Annotated in this window: 17 protein-coding genes and 1 pseudogene; 11 read left to right on the forward strand and 7 right to left on the reverse strand. The window is 61.5% G+C overall.

Annotated elements, in window-relative coordinates:
• Nucleotides 1–18: 18 nt before the first annotated feature.
• The 5 genes from C4J90_RS12000 to C4J90_RS12020 form a co-directional block, all read right to left on the reverse strand.
• Nucleotides 19–1,134 (reverse strand): zinc-binding dehydrogenase, encoded by a 1,116-nt coding sequence (locus tag C4J90_RS12000; RefSeq protein WP_124419870.1) that lies wholly within the window; start codon nucleotides 1,132–1,134, stop codon nucleotides 19–21.
• Between the two features lie 24 nt (nucleotides 1,135–1,158).
• A complete protein-coding gene (locus C4J90_RS12005; RefSeq protein WP_124419871.1) occupies nucleotides 1,159–1,914 on the reverse strand; it encodes an SDR family oxidoreductase in 756 nt (251 codons plus the stop codon).
• Between the two features lie 141 nt (nucleotides 1,915–2,055).
• Nucleotides 2,056–3,063: a substrate-binding domain-containing protein gene (locus tag C4J90_RS12010; protein WP_124366823.1), complete on the reverse strand. Its 1,008-nt coding sequence runs from the start codon at nucleotides 3,061–3,063 to the stop codon at nucleotides 2,056–2,058.
• Nucleotides 3,064–3,097: 34 nt separating this feature from the next.
• On the reverse strand, nucleotides 3,098–4,075 hold the full coding sequence (locus C4J90_RS12015; protein ID WP_124362600.1) for an ABC transporter permease: 978 nt from the start codon (nucleotides 4,073–4,075) through the stop codon (nucleotides 3,098–3,100).
• Nucleotides 4,072–5,559, reverse strand: coding sequence for a sugar ABC transporter ATP-binding protein (locus C4J90_RS12020; RefSeq protein ID WP_124419872.1), 1,488 nt, complete (start codon nucleotides 5,557–5,559; stop codon nucleotides 4,072–4,074). Before C4J90_RS12020 ends, C4J90_RS12015 begins: the two co-directional genes overlap by 4 nt.
• A gap of 283 nt (nucleotides 5,560–5,842) precedes the next feature.
• On the opposite strand from C4J90_RS12020, the gene rpiB reads away from it, so the two are divergent.
• The 3 genes from rpiB to C4J90_RS12040 all read left to right on the forward strand — a co-directional run bounded on the left by rpiB (nucleotide 5,843) and on the right by C4J90_RS12040 (nucleotide 9,362).
• Complete coding sequence (gene rpiB / locus C4J90_RS12025; RefSeq protein ID WP_124362602.1) at nucleotides 5,843–6,304, forward strand: ribose 5-phosphate isomerase B; 462 nt, start codon at nucleotides 5,843–5,845, stop codon at nucleotides 6,302–6,304.
• A 63-nt stretch (nucleotides 6,305–6,367) separates the two neighbouring features.
• Entirely contained in the window at nucleotides 6,368–7,348 is a 981-nt protein-coding gene (locus C4J90_RS12030; RefSeq protein WP_124362603.1) for a sugar-binding transcriptional regulator, read from the forward strand.
• A gap of 445 nt (nucleotides 7,349–7,793) precedes the next feature.
• A complete protein-coding gene (locus C4J90_RS12040) occupies nucleotides 7,794–9,362 on the forward strand; it encodes a TerC family protein (protein WP_124419874.1) in 1,569 nt (522 codons plus the stop codon).
• A 28-nt stretch (nucleotides 9,363–9,390) separates the two neighbouring features.
• Here C4J90_RS12040 and C4J90_RS12045 read toward each other — a convergent pair.
• Together C4J90_RS12045 and C4J90_RS12050 are read right to left on the reverse strand one after the other, a co-directional pair.
• Nucleotides 9,391–9,672 (reverse strand): annotated as a pseudogene (locus C4J90_RS12045) (thioredoxin family protein); the annotation flags it as partial.
• A gap of 73 nt (nucleotides 9,673–9,745) precedes the next feature.
• On the reverse strand, nucleotides 9,746–9,994 hold the full coding sequence (locus C4J90_RS12050) for a hypothetical protein (RefSeq protein ID WP_124404000.1): 249 nt from the start codon (nucleotides 9,992–9,994) through the stop codon (nucleotides 9,746–9,748).
• Nucleotides 9,995–10,272: 278 nt separating this feature from the next.
• Here C4J90_RS12050 and C4J90_RS12055 point away from each other — a divergent pair, with 278 nt between their 5' ends.
• From C4J90_RS12055 to C4J90_RS12090, 8 genes are all read left to right on the forward strand, one after another.
• Nucleotides 10,273–11,121: a transporter substrate-binding domain-containing protein gene (locus C4J90_RS12055; protein WP_124419875.1), complete on the forward strand. Its 849-nt coding sequence runs from the start codon at nucleotides 10,273–10,275 to the stop codon at nucleotides 11,119–11,121.
• A gap of 52 nt (nucleotides 11,122–11,173) precedes the next feature.
• The gene (locus C4J90_RS12060) at nucleotides 11,174–11,836 is read left to right on the forward strand and encodes an amino acid ABC transporter permease (RefSeq protein WP_124362609.1); all 663 of its coding nucleotides are present in this window, start codon (nucleotides 11,174–11,176) and stop codon (nucleotides 11,834–11,836) included.
• Nucleotides 11,837–11,848: 12 nt separating this feature from the next.
• The gene (locus tag C4J90_RS12065; protein WP_124414549.1) at nucleotides 11,849–12,511 is read left to right on the forward strand and encodes an amino acid ABC transporter permease; all 663 of its coding nucleotides are present in this window, start codon (nucleotides 11,849–11,851) and stop codon (nucleotides 12,509–12,511) included.
• On the forward strand, nucleotides 12,508–13,290 hold the full coding sequence (locus tag C4J90_RS12070) for an amino acid ABC transporter ATP-binding protein (protein ID WP_124362611.1): 783 nt from the start codon (nucleotides 12,508–12,510) through the stop codon (nucleotides 13,288–13,290). The genes C4J90_RS12065 and C4J90_RS12070 overlap by 4 nt, the downstream gene beginning before the upstream one ends.
• Before the next feature lie 14 nt (nucleotides 13,291–13,304).
• Entirely contained in the window at nucleotides 13,305–13,694 is a 390-nt protein-coding gene (locus C4J90_RS12075; protein ID WP_032896881.1) for a RidA family protein, read from the forward strand.
• Nucleotides 13,695–13,861: 167 nt separating this feature from the next.
• Nucleotides 13,862–14,626 (forward strand): IclR family transcriptional regulator, encoded by a 765-nt coding sequence (locus C4J90_RS12080; protein WP_124419876.1) that lies wholly within the window; start codon nucleotides 13,862–13,864, stop codon nucleotides 14,624–14,626.
• A gap of 9 nt (nucleotides 14,627–14,635) precedes the next feature.
• Nucleotides 14,636–15,844 carry an amino acid deaminase gene (locus C4J90_RS12085; protein ID WP_124419877.1) on the forward strand — a complete coding sequence of 403 codons (1,209 nt, stop codon included), beginning with the start codon at nucleotides 14,636–14,638 and terminating at the stop codon, nucleotides 15,842–15,844.
• Nucleotides 15,845–15,953: 109 nt separating this feature from the next.
• Complete coding sequence (locus C4J90_RS12090) at nucleotides 15,954–16,859, forward strand: sugar kinase (protein WP_124414552.1); 906 nt, start codon at nucleotides 15,954–15,956, stop codon at nucleotides 16,857–16,859.
• Nucleotides 16,860–16,877 lie beyond the last annotated feature (18 nt).

Below are 16,877 nucleotides of genomic sequence, written 5' to 3' on the forward strand. Positions count from 1 at the left end.
TTTGGATTTGTGGTGTGCTTAGGGTTGCAGTACCACCTTCAGCGATTTGTCACCACGCTCCATCACCGCAAACGCTTCCTTGAAATCCGCCAGCGCAAACTTGTGGGTTACCACATCGCGCATGTCGATCTTGCGGCTGCCGATAAAGTCGATGGCGCGCGGGTACATATACGGCCCCAGGTGCGAGCCGAGAATATCCAGCTCCTTGCGGTCGCCGATGATCGACCAATCCACCGTGGCTTCATCATTGAACACGCTGAATTCAACGAAACGTCCCAATTTGCGCAGCATCGCCAGGCCCTGGTTCACTGCCTTGTGGTGCCCGGTGGCTTCGATATAGATGTCGCAGCCGTAGCCATCGGTGATCGCGCGGATTTTCGCCAGCACGTCGACTTCGGCCGGGTTCCACACTTCGTCGGCGCCCATGCGCAGGGCCAGGGCGGCGCGTTCGGGTTTCATGTCCAGCACGATGAGTTTTTTCGGGTTGCGCAGACGCACCGCGCCGATGATGCCCAGGCCCAGGGTACCGGCGCCGGCGACCACTACAATGTCGTCGTGGTCGACATCGGCGCGTTCCGCCGCGTGCAGCGAGCAGGCCAGGGGTTCGATCAGGATCGCTTCATCCGGGGCGATGGATTCCGGCACCTTATGGATGATGCCTTCCTTGGTGAAAATCATGTACTGGGCCATGGCGCCCTGCACATTGTTCTGGAAGCCGTAGAGGTCATGCTTCTGGCACATCCAGTATTGGCCGTGGTTGCAGAACCGGCAGCCCCAGCACGGCACGATCTGCTCGGAAATCACCCGCTCACCGACTGCCACGCCGCGTTTTTCCGCGCCAGGGCCAAGGGCAACCACGCGGCACACGAACTCATGCCCGGGGATCATCGGCGGTTTCACGTAGCGCGGTTGCTCGGCATCGCCCCAGAACGACGGCGCGCCGCGATAGGTCTTGATGTCGCCCATGCAGATGCCGCACAGCTCGACCTTGGTGAGAATTTCATCAGGCCCCGGTGTGGGCACGTCGACGGTTTCCAGGCGATAGTCTTCCGGGCCATGGCACACCACGGCCTGCATGGTTTTCGGGATGACCGGGGCCAAGTGTTCAGCGCTGCGTTCGGTAATGGTGGACATGACAAAACCTCACATAAAGATGAATTACTGAATGCTGTAGCCGCCGTCGATCAGCATGTTCGCGCCAGTGATCATCTGCGCGGCATCGCTGAGCAGGTAGAGCGCCAGCGCGGCGATCTCCTCGGGCTGGGCGAAACGTCCCGCCGGGATCTGCGCCTTGGCCCGTTCGCCCACTGCGCCGGCCCAGGCTTGCTTGCCCAGGGCGGTCTCGACGATGGTGGGGGAGATGGCGTTGACGTTGATCTGCGGCGCCCATTCCATGGCCAATACCTTGGTCATGCCGACTATGGCGGCCTTGCTCGCGCAGTAGGCGACGTGGCGGTCCAGGCCGATTACGGCAGCCTGGGAGGCGAGATTGACGATGCGCCCGCTGCCCTGGGCCAGCATGTGGCGGGCGCAGGCCTGGGCCACGAAAAAGCTGGCCTTGAGGTTGATATCCAGGGTGGTGTCCCAGGCGCTTTCGCTGACCTCGACGGCCTTGTCCAGCAACACCACGCCGGCGCTGTTGACCAGGTAATCCAGGCGTTGGAACTGTTCGAAAACCTGATCGATGGTGGGTTGTATCTGGCCCATCTGGCTGAGGTCGACGGCAATGCCCAGATGCCCGGCACCGAGGCGGGCGGCCACCTCGACCACTGCCGGGTCGCGGTCCAGCAGCGCCACGCGTGCACCACGTTCGGCCAGCAGGGTGGCGCAGGCCAGGCCGATGCCGGCGGCGCCCCCGGTGATCACGGCGCAACGGCCGCTGAGGTCGAAGGCTTGATTCCAGAAACCTGACATGAATGACTCCTCTTTCAATAACGCTCGATCATTCCCACGCTCTGCGTGGGAATGCCGCCTGGGACGCTCTGCGTCCTGATGATGGATGACGCGGAGCGTCATGGGATGCATTCCCGCGCGGAGCGTGGGAACGATCTATAACTACTTACCGCCACTGACCTGCTTGTACAGCGCATCGGCATTGGCATTCGTCACGGGCACCCACGGCAGGATGTAGTTCTTGGCCGTGCCATCCCCCCATTTCACGTCGTTGCCGTAGCGCGCCCAGATCACCGATTGCGGCTTGTAGTCCTTGCCGGCCAATGCGCGCAACGCCACGTCCAGCGCACCCTGGGACTGGGCCTGGGCATCCTGGAGAAAGGTGGTGACTTCGTCTTTTTTCGCCGCCTGGATCGCATCCGGCATGCCGTCGATGGAGGTGACGGGCACGTCCTTGGAGGTCAGCCCATGGGACTTCAACGCCTGTACCGCACCGAGGGCCATGTCGTCGTTCTGGGCGATGACGCCATTGATGCCTTTGGGGTGAGCGTTCAGCCAGTCTTCGGTAAGGGTCAGCGCCTGGGCGCGGTCCCAGTTGGCGGTTTTTTTCTCGATGATCTTGATGTCCGGATGTTTGCCCAGCACTTCCAGTTCGCCCTTTTCCCGGTCGATCTGTGCCGACTGGCCAATCGGACCCTGGATGATCACCACGTTGCCCTTGCCATTGAGCTTGTCGACCATGGCCTGGGCCTGCAGGCGGCCGCCTTCGACATCGTCGTTACCCACATACGGCACGTTGGCATCGGCTACTTTCGTATTGGAGGCGATGACCACCACGTCGTTGCTCATAGCGGCTTTCACCGTGCCGACGCCGGCCTTGGTATCAATGGGTACGAACAGGATGGCGTCGTAGCGCTGGGTCACCATGTTTTCGATCTGGTTGTTCTGCGTCAGCGCGTCGTAGTTGCCGTCGAACACGGTCAATTGCACGGTGCCGTCCTTGACCGCAGGGTGTTCCTTGAGCTCGCGGACCCAGTTCTGCATGAACTGGCCCTTGAGGCCGTAGACGGCGGCGCCGATCTTGTAGGTCTTGCCATCGGCGGCCAGGGCGATACTGCTGGCCAGCAGGGTAAAGGTCGCCGCAGCGGCCAAGGTTGTACCCAGTTTCATAAGTAGAACTCCGGTTATTGTTGTGGGTCGTTCTCTAGCGTTTTTTCTTGCGCCACACGTCGATCAGTACTGCAAACACGATGATCAGGCCCTTGGCGACCTGCTGGTAATAGGAGGACACGCCGAGCAGGTTCAGCCCGTTGTTGATCACGCCGATCAACAGCGCGCCGAACAATGTGCCGACGATGCTGCCGGTGCCGCCCGACAGGCTGGTACCCCCGATCACCACGGCGGCAATCGCATCCAGCTCATAGGAAACCCCGGCCTGGGGCAGGGCGGAGGTGGTGCGCGCCGACAGCACCACGCCGGCCAGTCCCGCCAGCAGGCCCGACACCACGTACACCGAGAACATCACCTTGCGCACACCGATACCGGAGGTGCGCGCGCTTTTTTCATTGCCGCCCACCGCGTACACATAGCGCCCGTACGTGGTGTAGCGCAGCACCATCCAGAAGATCAGTGCGACCACTGCGAAGATGATGATCGGCACGCCAATCGGGCCGATCTTGCCGATGCCCAGCGCCAGGTAGGCGTCGGGCAGGTCGGTGATCGGGCTGCCGTCGTTGAGGATGAAGGTCATGCCGCGGGCAATGCTGAGCATGCCGAGGGTGGCCACGAACGGCGGGATCGACAGGTTGGCAACCATGAAGCCGTTGACCACGCCGAGCATCGCCCCAGCGAACATCCCCGCGCTGACCGCCGCCAGCAGGCCATAGCCCTGGGTCGCGACCATGGCGCTGCACAGCCCGGCAAACGCCAGGATCGAGCCCACCGAGAGGTCAATGCCTTTGGTCAGGATCACATAGGTCATGCCCACGGCAAGGATGCCGTTGATGGAGGTCTGGCGCAGGATGTCCATCCAATTGCGCCAGGTCATGAAGTACTCGCTGGAAAACGCCATCACCACGCACAGTAAGATAAACACCAGCGGCAGGCCGAAGCGGTCGAGGGACAGGCGCAGGCGGTTGCGCGGTGCGGCGGTAACGGGCGCAACAATCGTTTTGGCATTCATGAGGCAAGACTCAACAAGGCTTCCTGGGAAAGGGCGGTGTCGCTGCTGATGGTCACCAGCCGGCCGCCCTTGAATACAGCGATGCGATCGCTCAGGTGCAGCAGCTCGGGGGCTTCCGACGACACCACAATGGCCGCGCCCCCGGCGCGTACGAACTGGTCGAGCAAGTGGTAGATCTCTTGCTTGGCGCCTTCGTCGATGCCCCGGGTCGGTTCATCGCAGAGCAGGCAGATCGGTTCGGTGGACAAGCATTTGGCGAGCACCACTTTCTGCTGGTTGCCGCCGCTCATGGAGGCCACCGGCAAGTCCAGGGAGCTGGTCTTGATCTGCAGGCGCTTGACCATGTTTTCAGCCAATTGGGTTTCCTTGCGTGCGTTGATCAGCGACCAGCTCGACAAGCGCTTGTAGGCCGACAGCGCAATGTTGGAAAGAATGCTGCCGGTCAATACCAGGCCGCTGTCCTTGCGGTCTTCGGTGATCAGCGACATGCCGGCGTTGATGGTCGCCTTGGGCAGCCCGACAGGCATGGGCTTGCCTTGCAGGGTGACGCTGCCGGAGTCCGGTGTGGTCAGGCCGTAGATGCAATTGAGGAATTCGCTGCGCCCCGAACCCATCAGGCCGTAGATGCCGAGGATTTCGCCCTGGCGCAGTTGCAGGCTGATGTCGTGAAATTCGCCGTTGCGGCTCAGGTTGTCGACTTGCAGGCAGGTGGCGGCGGCGCACTCACGGCCGACCTTGTGGTCGATCCGCGTCAGCTCCTGGCCGACGATGCCGCGCACCAGGTGGTTGCGGTCGATATCGGCCATGCGCCCGCTTTCCACAAAGGCGCCATCGCGAAAGATGCTGTAGTCGTCGGCGATCTGCGCCAGCTCGCTCAGGCGATGCGACACGTACACAATGCCGGCGCCGCGTGCAGTGAGGCGGCGAATCGCCTTGAACAGGGTTTCTGCCTCGCGCTCGCCGATGGCCGAGGTGGGTTCGTCCATGATCATCACCTGGCAGTCATGGCTGAACGCCTTGGCGATTTCCACCAGTTGGATCTGCGCCACGCTCAAGCGGTGCATGGGGCTGGTGGGGTCGACGTCGAACTCCAGGCCTTCGAGCAGCTCGCGGGTGCGGCGGTTGAGGGCCTTGCTGTCGACAATGCAGCCGGCGCGGCGCGGTTCGCGGCCCAGCCAGATATTTTCGGCGACGCTCATGTAGGGAATGGGTTCCAGCTCCTGGGTGATCATCGCGATCCCCGCCGCCAAGGCTTCGCTCGGACGGTTGAACTGCACCGCAACACCCTTGAGCCGGATGCTGCCGGCGTCGCGCGGGGTGATGCCCATCAGGATGCTCAGAAAGGTCGACTTGCCGGCGCCGTTGCCGCCACACAGGGCATGCACGCTGCCGGCCCGCAGAGAGAGGCGCCCGTCACGCAGGGCAGGGACCCCGGCGTAAGCCTTGGCGACGTGTTCAGCCTGGAGCAGTAATGGCGTGGCCATCGGCGTGTCCTCGTGCTGTGAATTCTTATTAGGTCGCACAGTCATGTTTCGCTGTGAGCATATGTGTATCAAATGAAATTCTGATCAGTCAATCTCTTTCACTTGAAAGCGATCATTCTCATCTGTCGTGGCGGTATTGGCTTTTAATGCCGCATTAGCGGGAGCTCTGATGAAAACGAGCTTGACAGATCAGCCCATATGCCCGAGAAATGCCTGAGCGAAATTTCACTGAGTGATCACATGATCAGTCGTAAGTACGATGACGGCAGCGGAGCCAGACGCCATGAACACACCTTTCCCGGTGGCTATCGGATGCGATGAAGCGGGCTTTGAGCTCAAGGAATTGTTGAAGCGGCATATCGAAGCGCTGGGTTACCCGGTGACCGATTTCGGCACGCATTCCACCGCGCCGGTGCTGTACCCGGACATTGCCCTGGCCGTAGCCAATGCCATCACCGCCGGGCAGCAGCGTCTCGGCGTGCTGGTTTGTGGCACCGGGATCGGCATGGCCATTTCCGCCAACAAAGTGTTCGGCATTCGTGCGGCCCAGGCCCACGACACCTACTCGGCCGAGCGTGCGCGCAAGAGCAACGATGCGCAGATCCTATCCATCGGCGCGCGGGTCATCGGCATTGAACTGGCCAAGAGCGTCGTCACCGCGTTCCTGGCCTCGGAGTTCGAGGCTGCGCGCTCGGGGGCCAAGGTCGCGCGCATCAATGCGATCGAGCGCGATGGGCATCAATAGTGGACGGCGCGGGGCAAGAGTCGGGAGAATGCGCCTTTGACGCCGAAACGGAAGCCCGTCCCCATGAGTGACAGTAGCCAGCGCATGGCCAGCGATATCGATCAGATGACCGAAGTGGCGATGCTCTATTACCTCGAGAACGTCACTCAGGAGGCCATCGCCAAGCGCTTCGACCTGTCGCGGGCCAAGGTCAGCCGCTTGCTCAAGCGTGCGCGCGATGAAGGCATTGTCGAGGTGCGGGTGTTGCAGCACCCGGCGATGAACAACGAGCTGGAGCGGGCGCTGGTCGAGCGCTTCAAGCTGGATCGCGCGTTGATCGCGGTCGATCACAGCGACCCGGACACCCAGCGCTCGGCCGTCGCCAGCCTGGTGGCCAATTACCTGAATAAAACCTTGGGCGACGGCATGATCGTCGCGGTGGGCATGGGGCGTAACGTCGGCGCGGTGGCCGATAACGTCTTTCTGCCGGTGACGCGCAACTGCACGTTTGTCTGCGCCATCGGCGGTTCGCTCAAGGCCGGCGAGTACATGAACCCCGACCATATCTGCCGGCGCCTGGCCCTGCGCTTTGGTGGCGAAAGTGAAAGCCTGTACGCCCCGGCGCTGGTGGCCAACCCGGAACTGCGCGGTGTGTTGATCAACAACGACACGGTGCGCTCCACCCTGGACCGCGCGCGCCGCGCCGATATTGCCCTGATCGGCATCGGCGACATGAGTGAAAACAGCAACATGGTGCGCATGGGCTGGTTCTCGCCCCAGGAAATCGCCCAGGCACGCTTGTCCGGCACGGTGGGCGACATGATGGGTTACGACTTTATCGATATCCACGGCCAGCCGGCGGTCAACGCCATCCAGGGGCGGGTCATCGGCCTGACGGTGCAGGAACTGTTCCGCATCCCGGACGTGGTGGCGATTGCCAGTGAGAACACCAAGGCGGCGGCGACCTTGGGGGCGTTGCGGTCGGGGGTGATCAATACCCTGGCAACGACCGTCACCAATGCCCACACCATCCTCGCGCTGGACGACGCCACCCGAAAATCCTGACACACCACCGGTCAAAATGTGGGAGGGGGCTTGCCCCCGATTGATCGTTCCCACGCTCCGCGTGGTAACGCCGCTCGGGACGCTCCGCGTCCCGCCAACGTCCGGTGACGCAGAGCGTCACGGGCTGCATTCCCACGCGGGAGCGTGGGCACGATCTTGACAGATGACACCGCCATCGGGAGCAAGCCCCCTCCCACATGGGTTTTGTGTGGGTTCAGAAGACAGGTTTTGTAATAGTTTTGCGTTGTAGGCAAATCGTATTTGGGCTGTAGGATTCAAGTCCTTTCGTTACCTCAGGACTTGCATGAACACCCTCTCGGAGCCTCCCAGTCGTCTTTCCCCAAGACTCCCGCACAAGCACCCCATATTGCATCGACTAACCTTGTCCCGGTCCCATGACCGCGCTTTGCCGTGCCCGGCATTCTTGAATACAGAGACTCTATAAATGGAATGGTTAGCGGATCCAACGGCCTGGCTCGGCCTGGCGACCTTGATTGTGCTGGAACTGGTGCTGGGTATCGACAACCTGGTGTTTATCGCGATCCTGGCGGACAAGCTGCCGCCGGAGCAGCGCGACCGTGCGCGGCTGATCGGTTTGTCCCTGGCCTTGCTGATGCGCCTGGGCCTGCTGGCAAGTATTTCCTGGTTGGTCACGCTGACCCAGCCGCTGTTCGAGGTATTCGACAAAAGCTTCTCCGGCCGTGACCTGATCATGCTGTTCGGCGGTGTGTTCCTGTTGTTCAAGGCCACCATGGAATTGCATGAGCGTCTGGAAGGGCATGTGGCCCAGCATAAGGGCAATGTGGCTTACGCGATGTTCTGGCCGATCGTGGCGCAGATCGTGGTGCTCGACGCGGTGTTCTCCCTCGATGCGGTGATTACCGCCGTGGGCATGGTCGATGAGCTGGCGGTGATGATGATCGCGGTGATCGTGTCCATCGGCCTGATGATCGTGGCGAGCAAGCCGCTGACCCGCTTCGTCAACGCACACCCGACCGTGATCATGCTCTGCCTGGGCTTTTTGATGATGATCGGCTTCGCGCTGACTGCCGAAGGCCTGGGCTTTCATATTCCCAAAGGCTACCTGTACGCGGCGATCGGCTTCTCGATCCTGATTGAAGTGTTCAACCAGATCGCCCGTTCGCGGCGCAAGAAATCGGCGCAAGGCGTGTTGCCGGTGCGTGAGCGTACTGCCCACGCGGTGATGCGCTTGCTCGGCGGTCGCAGCCTGGCGGTGGAAGAGGTGGGTGAAGAGGTCGCCGACATGCTGGGCGAGGTGGATGCTGCGCAGGGGCCGTTGTTCGATCGCCGCGAGCGCGTGATGATCAGCGGTGTGCTGCAACTGGCCGAACGCCCGATCCGCACGATAATGACCCCGCGGGCCAAGGTCGACTGCATCGACCTGGCGGATGATCCCGAGAGTATTCGCCTGAAGCTGATGCATTCGTCCTATTCGCGTTTGCCGTTGATCCGCAACGGCGCGGTCGATGAGCCCTTGGGTTTCGTGCACAAAAAGGAGTTGCTCAAGGAGTATCTTTCCGGCAACGAGCCGAACCTTGAGCATCTGGCGCGTCGGGCGATCAACCTGCTAGACAGCTTTTCGATCCTCAATGCCCTGGAGCAGATGCGTCAGGAATCCACCCACATCGCCTTTGTGATCAACGAATTCGGCGACTTCATGGGGGTTTTGAGCATGACCGACATCCTCGAGTCCATCGCCGGTGAGTTGCCGGACGCCAGTGAAATCGAGGGGCCGGATATCGTCGCGGAGGGTGACGGATTTCGCGCCAGTGGCGCCTTGAACTTGAGCCAGGTCGGTCAGCGCACGGGCTTCAAGGCGGCGGCTACCGAGGATTATCAAACGCTGGCTGGCCTGTTGATGAGCCTGCTCGATCGTCTGCCTGTGGTGGGCGATAGCCTGGAATATGAGGGCTGGCGATTAACGGTGGCTGCGGTTGAAGAGCGGCGGGTGACCCAGGTGGTTTTGCAGCCTTGCTCCGGTCAAAGCGCATGAATAGCGCGTGCACGAACTGCTGTTGCTCCTCCACGGGGCCGAAACCCTTGTGCAGTTCCACCCTGTTGCCGCGCTCGTAGACCAGCAGCGTTGGCGTGCCGGTAACGTCAGGGTGCCTTGGGGTGTGCGCGCAATCGAGCACCATGCACACGATCCACGGATGTTGCCAGGCAACCTGTTCGAATAAGGGCACTGCGCTGACGCAGGCGTGGCATTGCTCTGAAACGAACAGGATGAAGACGGGGCGCGGTGTGTTCAGCACGCGCTGGAAGTCCTTGGCGCTGGAAATTGTTCGCGTGGCTGCGCCCATGGTGATCTCCTGCCGGTAGCGTGGGTGTGGACCAACGCTAAGCCGCTGGCTCACCCGCGTCTACTGTCAACCTTCACAGGTCCGGCCCACGCTCCAGCCGTTCCCGTGCCTTGCGCGCCTGGCTTGCGCACTTGCGGTATTCCTCATTGTCGCGGGCCGCTTTGGCGTCGCGGTAGTCATGGTGGTTCTGGCTGGTATAGTTGGTGTCGAAGGCTTCCTTGAGTTTTTGCAATTCTTCCTTGCAGTCGCGGCGGTCGTTGCTGGCCAGGGCGTTGCCGGCCACCAGAAAACACAGGATTAACAGGCCAAGGCTCAATTTCATCGCGGGTCCTTTCATCTAGGAGCTTGCTCGCTCTACAGGTTAGTCCAAGGGCGCACAGTTGGTGCGCAGTAACATCGTTGTGGGGCATTGAGTAGCAGCGTGACTCAGGTGATGGTGCAACGCCGTAAAACGCTTCGATGACTATCTTGCTGATCCATAAAGGGTTTACCTCCAGCATATTTTTCTTCCTGCGCCTATGGCACACTTTCTGCTGTCTATTCCGTTGTTACATACCAAGTTCCGGTATAGCGGAATACACAACTCCTGGAGTGCTTGTCATGCATCACCGACCTTCCGTGTTCAAAGCGTGTGTTTTTCTCTTCGCCGCATCGGCTACCGTTGCCAGCCTCGCGCAGGCAGCGGACAGCAAGCTCGATGATGTGCTCAAGCGTGGGCACCTCATCGTGGGTACAGGCAGTACCAATGCGCCGTGGCACTTCCAGGGAGCGGATGGCAAGTTGCAGGGGTTTGATATCGACATCGGCCGCATCGTGGCCAAGGGCTTGTTCAACGACCCGAGCAAGGTCGAGTACGTGGTGCAGTCTTCCGACGCACGTATTCCCAACCTGCTGACCGACAAGGTCGACATGAGCTGCCAGTTCATCACCGTCACCGCCAGCCGTGCGCAGCAAGTGGCCTTCACCCTGCCGTATTACCGCGAAGGCGTGGGCGTGCTGCTGCCGAACAACAGCAAGTACAAGGAAATCGAAGACCTGCAGGCGGCGGGCGATGGTGTCACCGTGGCCGTGCTGCAGAACGTGTATGCCGAAGAATTGGTCCACCAGGCGCTGCCCAAGGCCAAGGTCGATCAGTACGACAGCGTCGACCTGATGTACCAGGCCGTGAACTCCGGTCGCGCCGATGCCGCCGCCACCGATCAGTCTTCGGTCAAATACCTGATGGTGCAGAACCCCGGCCGCTACCGCAGCCCGGCCTACGCCTGGAGCCCGCAGACCTACGCATGCGCGGTCAAGCGTGGCGACCAGGACTGGCTGAACTTCGTCAATACCGCGCTGCATGAAGCCATGACCGGCGTTGAATTTCCCGCCTACAAGGCGTCGTTCAAGCAATGGTTCGGCGTGGACCTGCCAGAGCCGGCGATTGGTTTTCCTGTGGAATTCAAGTGATCCAGAACAATCGGGGCGTGCTTGACGGCGCCCCACTCAGGTACTGCCGACCATGAACTATCAGTTGAACTTTGCCGCCGTATGGCGTGATTTCGACACCTTGCTGGCGGGGCTCGGCCTGGGCCTGCAGTTGGCCTTGCTGTCGATCGCCATCGGCTGCGTGATCGGCCTGCTGATGGCGTTTGCCATGCTGTCCAGGCACCGGGCGTTGCGTGTGTTCGCTTCGGTGTATGTGACGGTGGTGCGCAATACGCCGATCCTGGTGCTGATCCTGTTGATCTATTTTGCCTTGCCGTCGCTGGGGATCCGCCTGGATAAAATTCCCTCGTTCATCATCACCTTGTCGCTGTACGCCGGGGCTTATCTGACCGAAGTGTTCCGCGCCGGGCTGTTGAACATTCCCAAGGGCTTGCGCGAAGCCGGGTTGGCGATCGGCCTGGGGGAGTGGCGTATTCGCGCGTATATCACCGTGCCGGTGATGCTGCGCAACGTGCTGCCGGCGCTGTCGAACAACTTTATCTCGCTGTTCAAGGACACCTCGCTGGCCGCTGCGATTGCAGTGCCGGAGCTGACCTATTACGCCCGCAAGATCAACGTCGAAAGCTACCGGGTGATCGAAACCTGGCTGGTGACGACGGCGCTCTACGTGGCCGCCTGTTACCTCATTGCCATGCTGCTCCGTTATCTGGAACAGCGTCTGGCGATCCGTCGTTAAGGAGGGTTTTCCATGTACGAATCCCCTAGCTGGCTGCATGAACTGTGGATCGCCCGGGAGACGCTGTGGGCCGGGTTCCAGACCAGTCTCTATTGCTCGGCGCTGGCGATTATCTTCGGCACCCTGATCGGTATCTTCGCCGGGCTGGTGCTGACCTACGGCAAGTTCTGGATGCGTGCGCCGTTTCGCCTGTATGTCGACCTGATTCGTGGCACGCCGGTATTCGTGCTGGTGCTGGCGTGTTTCTACATGCTGCCGGCGCTCGGTTGGCAAATCAGTGCGTTCCAGGCCGGCGCGGTCGGGCTCACGCTGTTCTGTGGCTCCCATGTCGCGGAAATCGTGCGCGGTGCGCTGCAGGCCATCCCCCGTGGGCAACTGGAAGCGGGCAAGGCAATTGGCCTGACGTTCTACCAGTCCCTGGGCTACGTGCTGTTGCCCCAGGCGCTGCGGCAGATCCTGCCGACCTGGGTTAACTCCTCCACGGAAATCGTCAAGGCCTCGACCTTGCTCTCGGTGATCGGCGTGGCCGAGCTGCTGCTGAGCACCCAGCAAGTCATTGCGCGCACCTTCATGACCCTGGAGTTCTACCTGTTCGCAGGCTTCATGTTCTTTGTCATCAACTACGCCATCGAGTTATTCGGGCGCTACATTGAAAAGCGGGTGGCCTTGCCATGAATCAACCTCAAACAATCGAACCGTTGCTGAACATTCGTGGCCTGCGCAAGCAATACGGGGACGTTGAAGTGCTCAAGGGCGTCGACCTGAGCCTGCAGCGTGGCAACGTGGTGACCTTGATCGGTTCCAGTGGCTCGGGCAAGACCACCCTGTTGCGTTGCGTCAACCTGCTGGAAGAATTCCAGGGCGGGCAGATTACCCTGGATGGCGCGTCCATCGGCTACAGCGACGTGGCCGGCAAGCGCGTGCGTCACCCCGAGCGGGTGATCGCCCAGCACCGCGCCATGACCGGCATGGCGTTTCAGCAGTTCAACCTGTTCCCGCATCTGACCGCCTTGCAGAACGTGACCCTGGGTTTGTTGAAAGTTAAGAAAATGCCTAAGGACGAGGCCGTGTCGCTCGCGGAAAAATGGCTCGACCGTGTGGGACTTCTGGAACGTCGCAATCACTTCCCCGGCCAGTTGTCCGGCGGCCAGCAACAGCGCGTGGCGATTGCCCGGGCCATTGCCATGAACCCCAGCCTGATGCTGTTCGACGAAGTCACCTCGGCCCTCGACCCGGAGCTGGTGGGCGAAGTGCTCAGCGTAATCAAGGGATTGGCGGAGGAGGGCATGACCATGTTGCTGGTCACCCACGAAATGCGCTTTGCCTATGAGGTCTCGGACAAAATCGTCTTCATGAACCAGGGCCGCATCGAAGAGCAGGGCTCGTCGAAGGACATCTTCGAGCGGCCGCAGTCACCGCGTCTGGCGGAATTTCTCAAGAGCATTCGTTTTTAATCAGGAGCTATTTTATGAGCATTACTCGTTACGGTACCGGCAGCACCGCCGGCGGCGGCCAGCCGCGTCCTTTCGCCCGTGCGGTGGAAGCCGATGGTTGGTTGTATGTGTCGGGCCAGGTGCCGGCGGTGGACGGTGAAATCATCAATGGCGGCATCATCGAACAAACCCGCCAGACGATGCGCAACGTAGTGGCGATTCTGGAAGAGGCCGGCTACGAATTGAAAGACGTGGTGCGCGTCGGCGTATGGCTGGAAGACCCACGGGATTTCTGGAGTTTCAACAAAGTCTTCGGCGAATACTTCACCCCGGAACACGCCCCGGCGCGCGCCTGTGTGCAGGCCAACATGATGGTGGACTGCAAGGTGGAGATCGATTGCGTGGCCTACAAGAAAAAAGGCTAAATTGCCCCACTCTTGAAGCCACAATGGATCAAATGTGGGAGGGGGCTTGCCCCCGATAGCGGTGTATCAGCAACAAATGTACCTACTGGCACACCGCCATCGGGGGCAAGCCCCCTCCCACAGGGGATCACTGTGCAGCACACACCTTGTCAGGACTTAACACTGCCATGACCGAAGACACCATCAAACGCCGCGCCAAAGGCCTGGACCGTGCGTTCGATATCCTCGATTTTCTCAAGGAAATCGGCCAGCCACTGCGCCCGAATGATATCGCCAGCGGCATCGGCAGCCCCAAGTCCACGGTCTACGAACTGGTCGCCTCGCTGCTCGAGCGGCGCATCCTGGAAACCGTGGGCAAGGACGGTCACGTCTACCTCGGACGCCAGTTGTACTTCCTAGGCCAGGCGCACCTGCGCCACTTCGACCTGACCCGCGAGGCCGACCACGCCTTGCAGGAGATCGTCAGCCAGACCCACGAAACCGCGCAGATGTGCCTGCTCAACGGGCGCAAGTACACGGTGGCGCTGATGCGCGAAGGCCAGCGGCATTTTCGTATTTCCTCGGATATCGGCGAAAACGCGCCGATCCCCTGGACCGCCTCCGGGCGCCTGCTGCTCGGGCACTTGAGCGACCGGCAAATCATCGACCTGATCGACCCCGACGATTTCATCCTGCCGGATGGCCTGCGCCTGCCCGTGGAGACCTTTCTGGCGCAGATCCGCCAGGCCACCCTCGACGGGTTCTTTTCCTTCGACAGCGTGGCCGACACCTTCACCCACTGCTTTGCCGCCCCGGTGCGCGACGCGCAGGGCGTCAGCATTGCGACGCTGTGCATCGTCGCCCCGCGGGCCGATGCGAGCAAAAACTATCACGACTACCGCCGGGTGCTGATCGACAGCGCCAATAACCTGGCCCGGCGCATCAACGAGTAGGAATTTCCCATGTCTGCCTTCAATGCCGTTGAAAAAGGCGCCGCCGCCGTTGGCGCTCACCTGGTCCGCGATGTCAGCCTGCCGGCCCTGGTGCTGCACCGCGAGGCCCTGGAACACAACATTCGCTGGATGCAGCAATTCGTCAGTGACAGCGGCGCGCAGTTGGCGCCACATGGCAAGACCAGCATGATGCCGGCGCTGTTTCAGCGTCAGCTCGCGCAGGGCGCCTGGGGCATTACCCTGGCCACTGCGGTGCAGACCCGCGCCGCCTACGCCGGCGGGGTGCGCCGTGTGCTGATGGCCAACCAACTGGTTGGCGCGCCGAACATGGCGCTGATCGCCGACCTGCTGGCCGACCCGGATTTCGATTTTCACTGCATGGTCGACCATCCGGACAACGTTGCCGACCTCGGCCTGTTCTTCGCGGCCCGTGGCCTGCGCCTGAACGTGATGATCGAGTACGGCGTGGTCGGTGGCCGTTGCGGTTGCCGCAGCGAGCAGCAAGTGCGCGAGCTGGCAGAGGCGATCAAGGCCCAGCCGGCCCTGGCCCTTACCGGTATTGAAGGCTATGAAGGCGTGATCCATGGCGATCAGGCGATCAGCGGCATTCGCGCGTTCGCGGCCAGCCTGGTGCGCCAGGCGGTAGACCTGCAAGACAACGGCTATTTCGACCTGCCCACCCCAATCGTAACGGCGTCGGGTTCGGCCTGGTATGACCTGATTGCCGAATCGTTCGAGGCGCAGAATGCCGCCGGCCGCTTCCTCAGCGTCCTGCGCCCCGGCAGCTACGTGGCCCACGACCATGGCATCTACAAAGACGCGCAATGCTGTGTGCTTGACCGTCGCAGCGACCTCAACGAAGGCCTGCGCCCGGCGCTGGAAGTCTGGGCCCATGTGCAATCGTTGCCGGAACCGGGCTTTGCGATAATCGCCCTGGGCAAGCGCGACGTAGCCTACGATGCCGGTCTGCCGGTGCCGCTCAAGCGCTACAAGGCCGGAATTTTACCGGCCGAGGGCGATGATGTGAGCGCGTGCCAGGTGACCGCCGTGATGGACCAACACGCGTTCATGACCGTGGCGCCTGGGGTTGAACTGCGCATTGGCGACATCATTTCGTTTGGTACTTCCCATCCATGCCTGACCTTCGATAAGTGGCAGGTGGGTTGCCTGGTGGATGAGCAACTGCGGGTGATCGAGTCCCTGCGCACCTGCTTCTAGACCGAGTCGCGCCTATCGGGGGCAAGCCCCCTCCCACAGGGGAATGCATTCCAAATGTGGGAGGGGGCTTGCCCCCGATGAGTCCATCAGCCCCACCGAGACAGCAGCCATGACCACTAAACCGCGCATCGCCCTGATCGGCGAATGCATGATCGAACTGCAACACCGCGCCGACGGCAGCCTGCACCAGAGCTTCGGCGGCGACACCCTGAACGCGGCGGTGTACCTGCGCCGCGAGCTGGGCGATCTTGGCACTGTCGATTACGTCACCGCCCTGGGCGATGACAGTTTCAGCGATGCCATGTGCCAACAGTGGGCTGATGAAGGCCTCGGACTGGGCATGGTCCAGCGCCTGGCCGGGCGTTTGCCGGGTTTGTATTGCATCCAGACCGACGCCAACGGCGAGCGCAAATTCCTCTACTGGCGCAACGAAGCGGCTGTGCGCGACTGTTTTACCACGCCGGCCGCCGAGCCGATCCTGGCAGCCCTGCCGGGCTATGACTGGGTGTATTTCAGCGGCATCACCCTGGCGGTGCTGGGGGAAATCGGGCGTGAGCGTTTACTCGAAAGTCTGATCGAAACCCGGCGTCGCGGCGGTAAGGTCGTATTCGACAACAACTACCGGCCGCGTCTGTGGGCGAACATCGAGGCGGCCCGCGCGGCGTATCACCGCGTGTTGGGCGAGGTGGATATCGCCTTGCTCACCGAGGACGACGAGCGCGCGTTGTTCGGTTATGCCGACAGCGAGCAGGTGTTTGCGGCCTACCCGATGATTGAGGAGGTGGTGCTCAAGCGCGGCGCGGATGACTGTTTGATCCGCTGCGCCGGCGAGCGCTTTGCTGTGCCGGCGTTGAAGGTGGAGAAGGTAGTGGACACCACGGCAGCGGGGGATTCGTTCAGCGCAGCGTATTTGGCTGGTCGGCTCAAGGGCGGTTCGCCGGAGCAGGCTGCTTTGGCCGGGCATCGGTTGGCGAGTCGTGTGATTCAGGTGCCGGGTGCTTTGATACCCAGGTGAATGCCGCCTGCGGCGGAT

The sequence above is a fragment of the Pseudomonas sp. R2-60-08W genome, assembly GCF_003852335.1.
Classification (GTDB): domain Bacteria; phylum Pseudomonadota; class Gammaproteobacteria; order Pseudomonadales; family Pseudomonadaceae; genus Aquipseudomonas.

Excerpts from the sequence above, each read along its gene's own strand:
- C4J90_RS12010 (WP_124366823.1), bottom strand. The coding sequence starts at position 3,063 with ATGAAACTGGGTACAACCTTGGCCGCTGCGGCGACCTTTACCCTGCTG.
- C4J90_RS12060 (WP_124362609.1), top strand. The coding sequence starts at position 11,174 with ATGAACTATCAGTTGAACTTTGCCGCCGTATGGCGTGATTTCGACACC.
- C4J90_RS12015 (WP_124362600.1), bottom strand. The coding sequence starts at position 4,075 with ATGAATGCCAAAACGATTGTTGCGCCCGTTACCGCCGCACCGCGCAAC.
- C4J90_RS12080 (WP_124419876.1), top strand. The coding sequence starts at position 13,862 with ATGACCGAAGACACCATCAAACGCCGCGCCAAAGGCCTGGACCGTGCG.
- C4J90_RS12050 (WP_124404000.1), bottom strand. The coding sequence starts at position 9,994 with ATGAAATTGAGCCTTGGCCTGTTAATCCTGTGTTTTCTGGTGGCCGGC.
- C4J90_RS12085 (WP_124419877.1), top strand. The coding sequence starts at position 14,636 with ATGTCTGCCTTCAATGCCGTTGAAAAAGGCGCCGCCGCCGTTGGCGCT.
- C4J90_RS12075 (WP_032896881.1), top strand. The coding sequence starts at position 13,305 with ATGAGCATTACTCGTTACGGTACCGGCAGCACCGCCGGCGGCGGCCAG.
- C4J90_RS12090 (WP_124414552.1), top strand. The coding sequence starts at position 15,954 with ATGACCACTAAACCGCGCATCGCCCTGATCGGCGAATGCATGATCGAA.
- C4J90_RS12020 (WP_124419872.1), bottom strand. The coding sequence starts at position 5,559 with ATGGCCACGCCATTACTGCTCCAGGCTGAACACGTCGCCAAGGCTTAC.
- C4J90_RS12055 (WP_124419875.1), top strand. The coding sequence starts at position 10,273 with ATGCATCACCGACCTTCCGTGTTCAAAGCGTGTGTTTTTCTCTTCGCC.
- C4J90_RS12040 (WP_124419874.1), top strand. The coding sequence starts at position 7,794 with ATGGAATGGTTAGCGGATCCAACGGCCTGGCTCGGCCTGGCGACCTTG.
- C4J90_RS12065 (WP_124414549.1), top strand. The coding sequence starts at position 11,849 with ATGTACGAATCCCCTAGCTGGCTGCATGAACTGTGGATCGCCCGGGAG.
- C4J90_RS12030 (WP_124362603.1), top strand. The coding sequence starts at position 6,368 with ATGAGTGACAGTAGCCAGCGCATGGCCAGCGATATCGATCAGATGACC.
- C4J90_RS12070 (WP_124362611.1), top strand. The coding sequence starts at position 12,508 with ATGAATCAACCTCAAACAATCGAACCGTTGCTGAACATTCGTGGCCTG.
- rpiB (WP_124362602.1), top strand. The coding sequence starts at position 5,843 with ATGAACACACCTTTCCCGGTGGCTATCGGATGCGATGAAGCGGGCTTT.
- C4J90_RS12000 (WP_124419870.1), bottom strand. The coding sequence starts at position 1,134 with ATGTCCACCATTACCGAACGCAGCGCTGAACACTTGGCCCCGGTCATC.
- C4J90_RS12005 (WP_124419871.1), bottom strand. The coding sequence starts at position 1,914 with ATGTCAGGTTTCTGGAATCAAGCCTTCGACCTCAGCGGCCGTTGCGCC.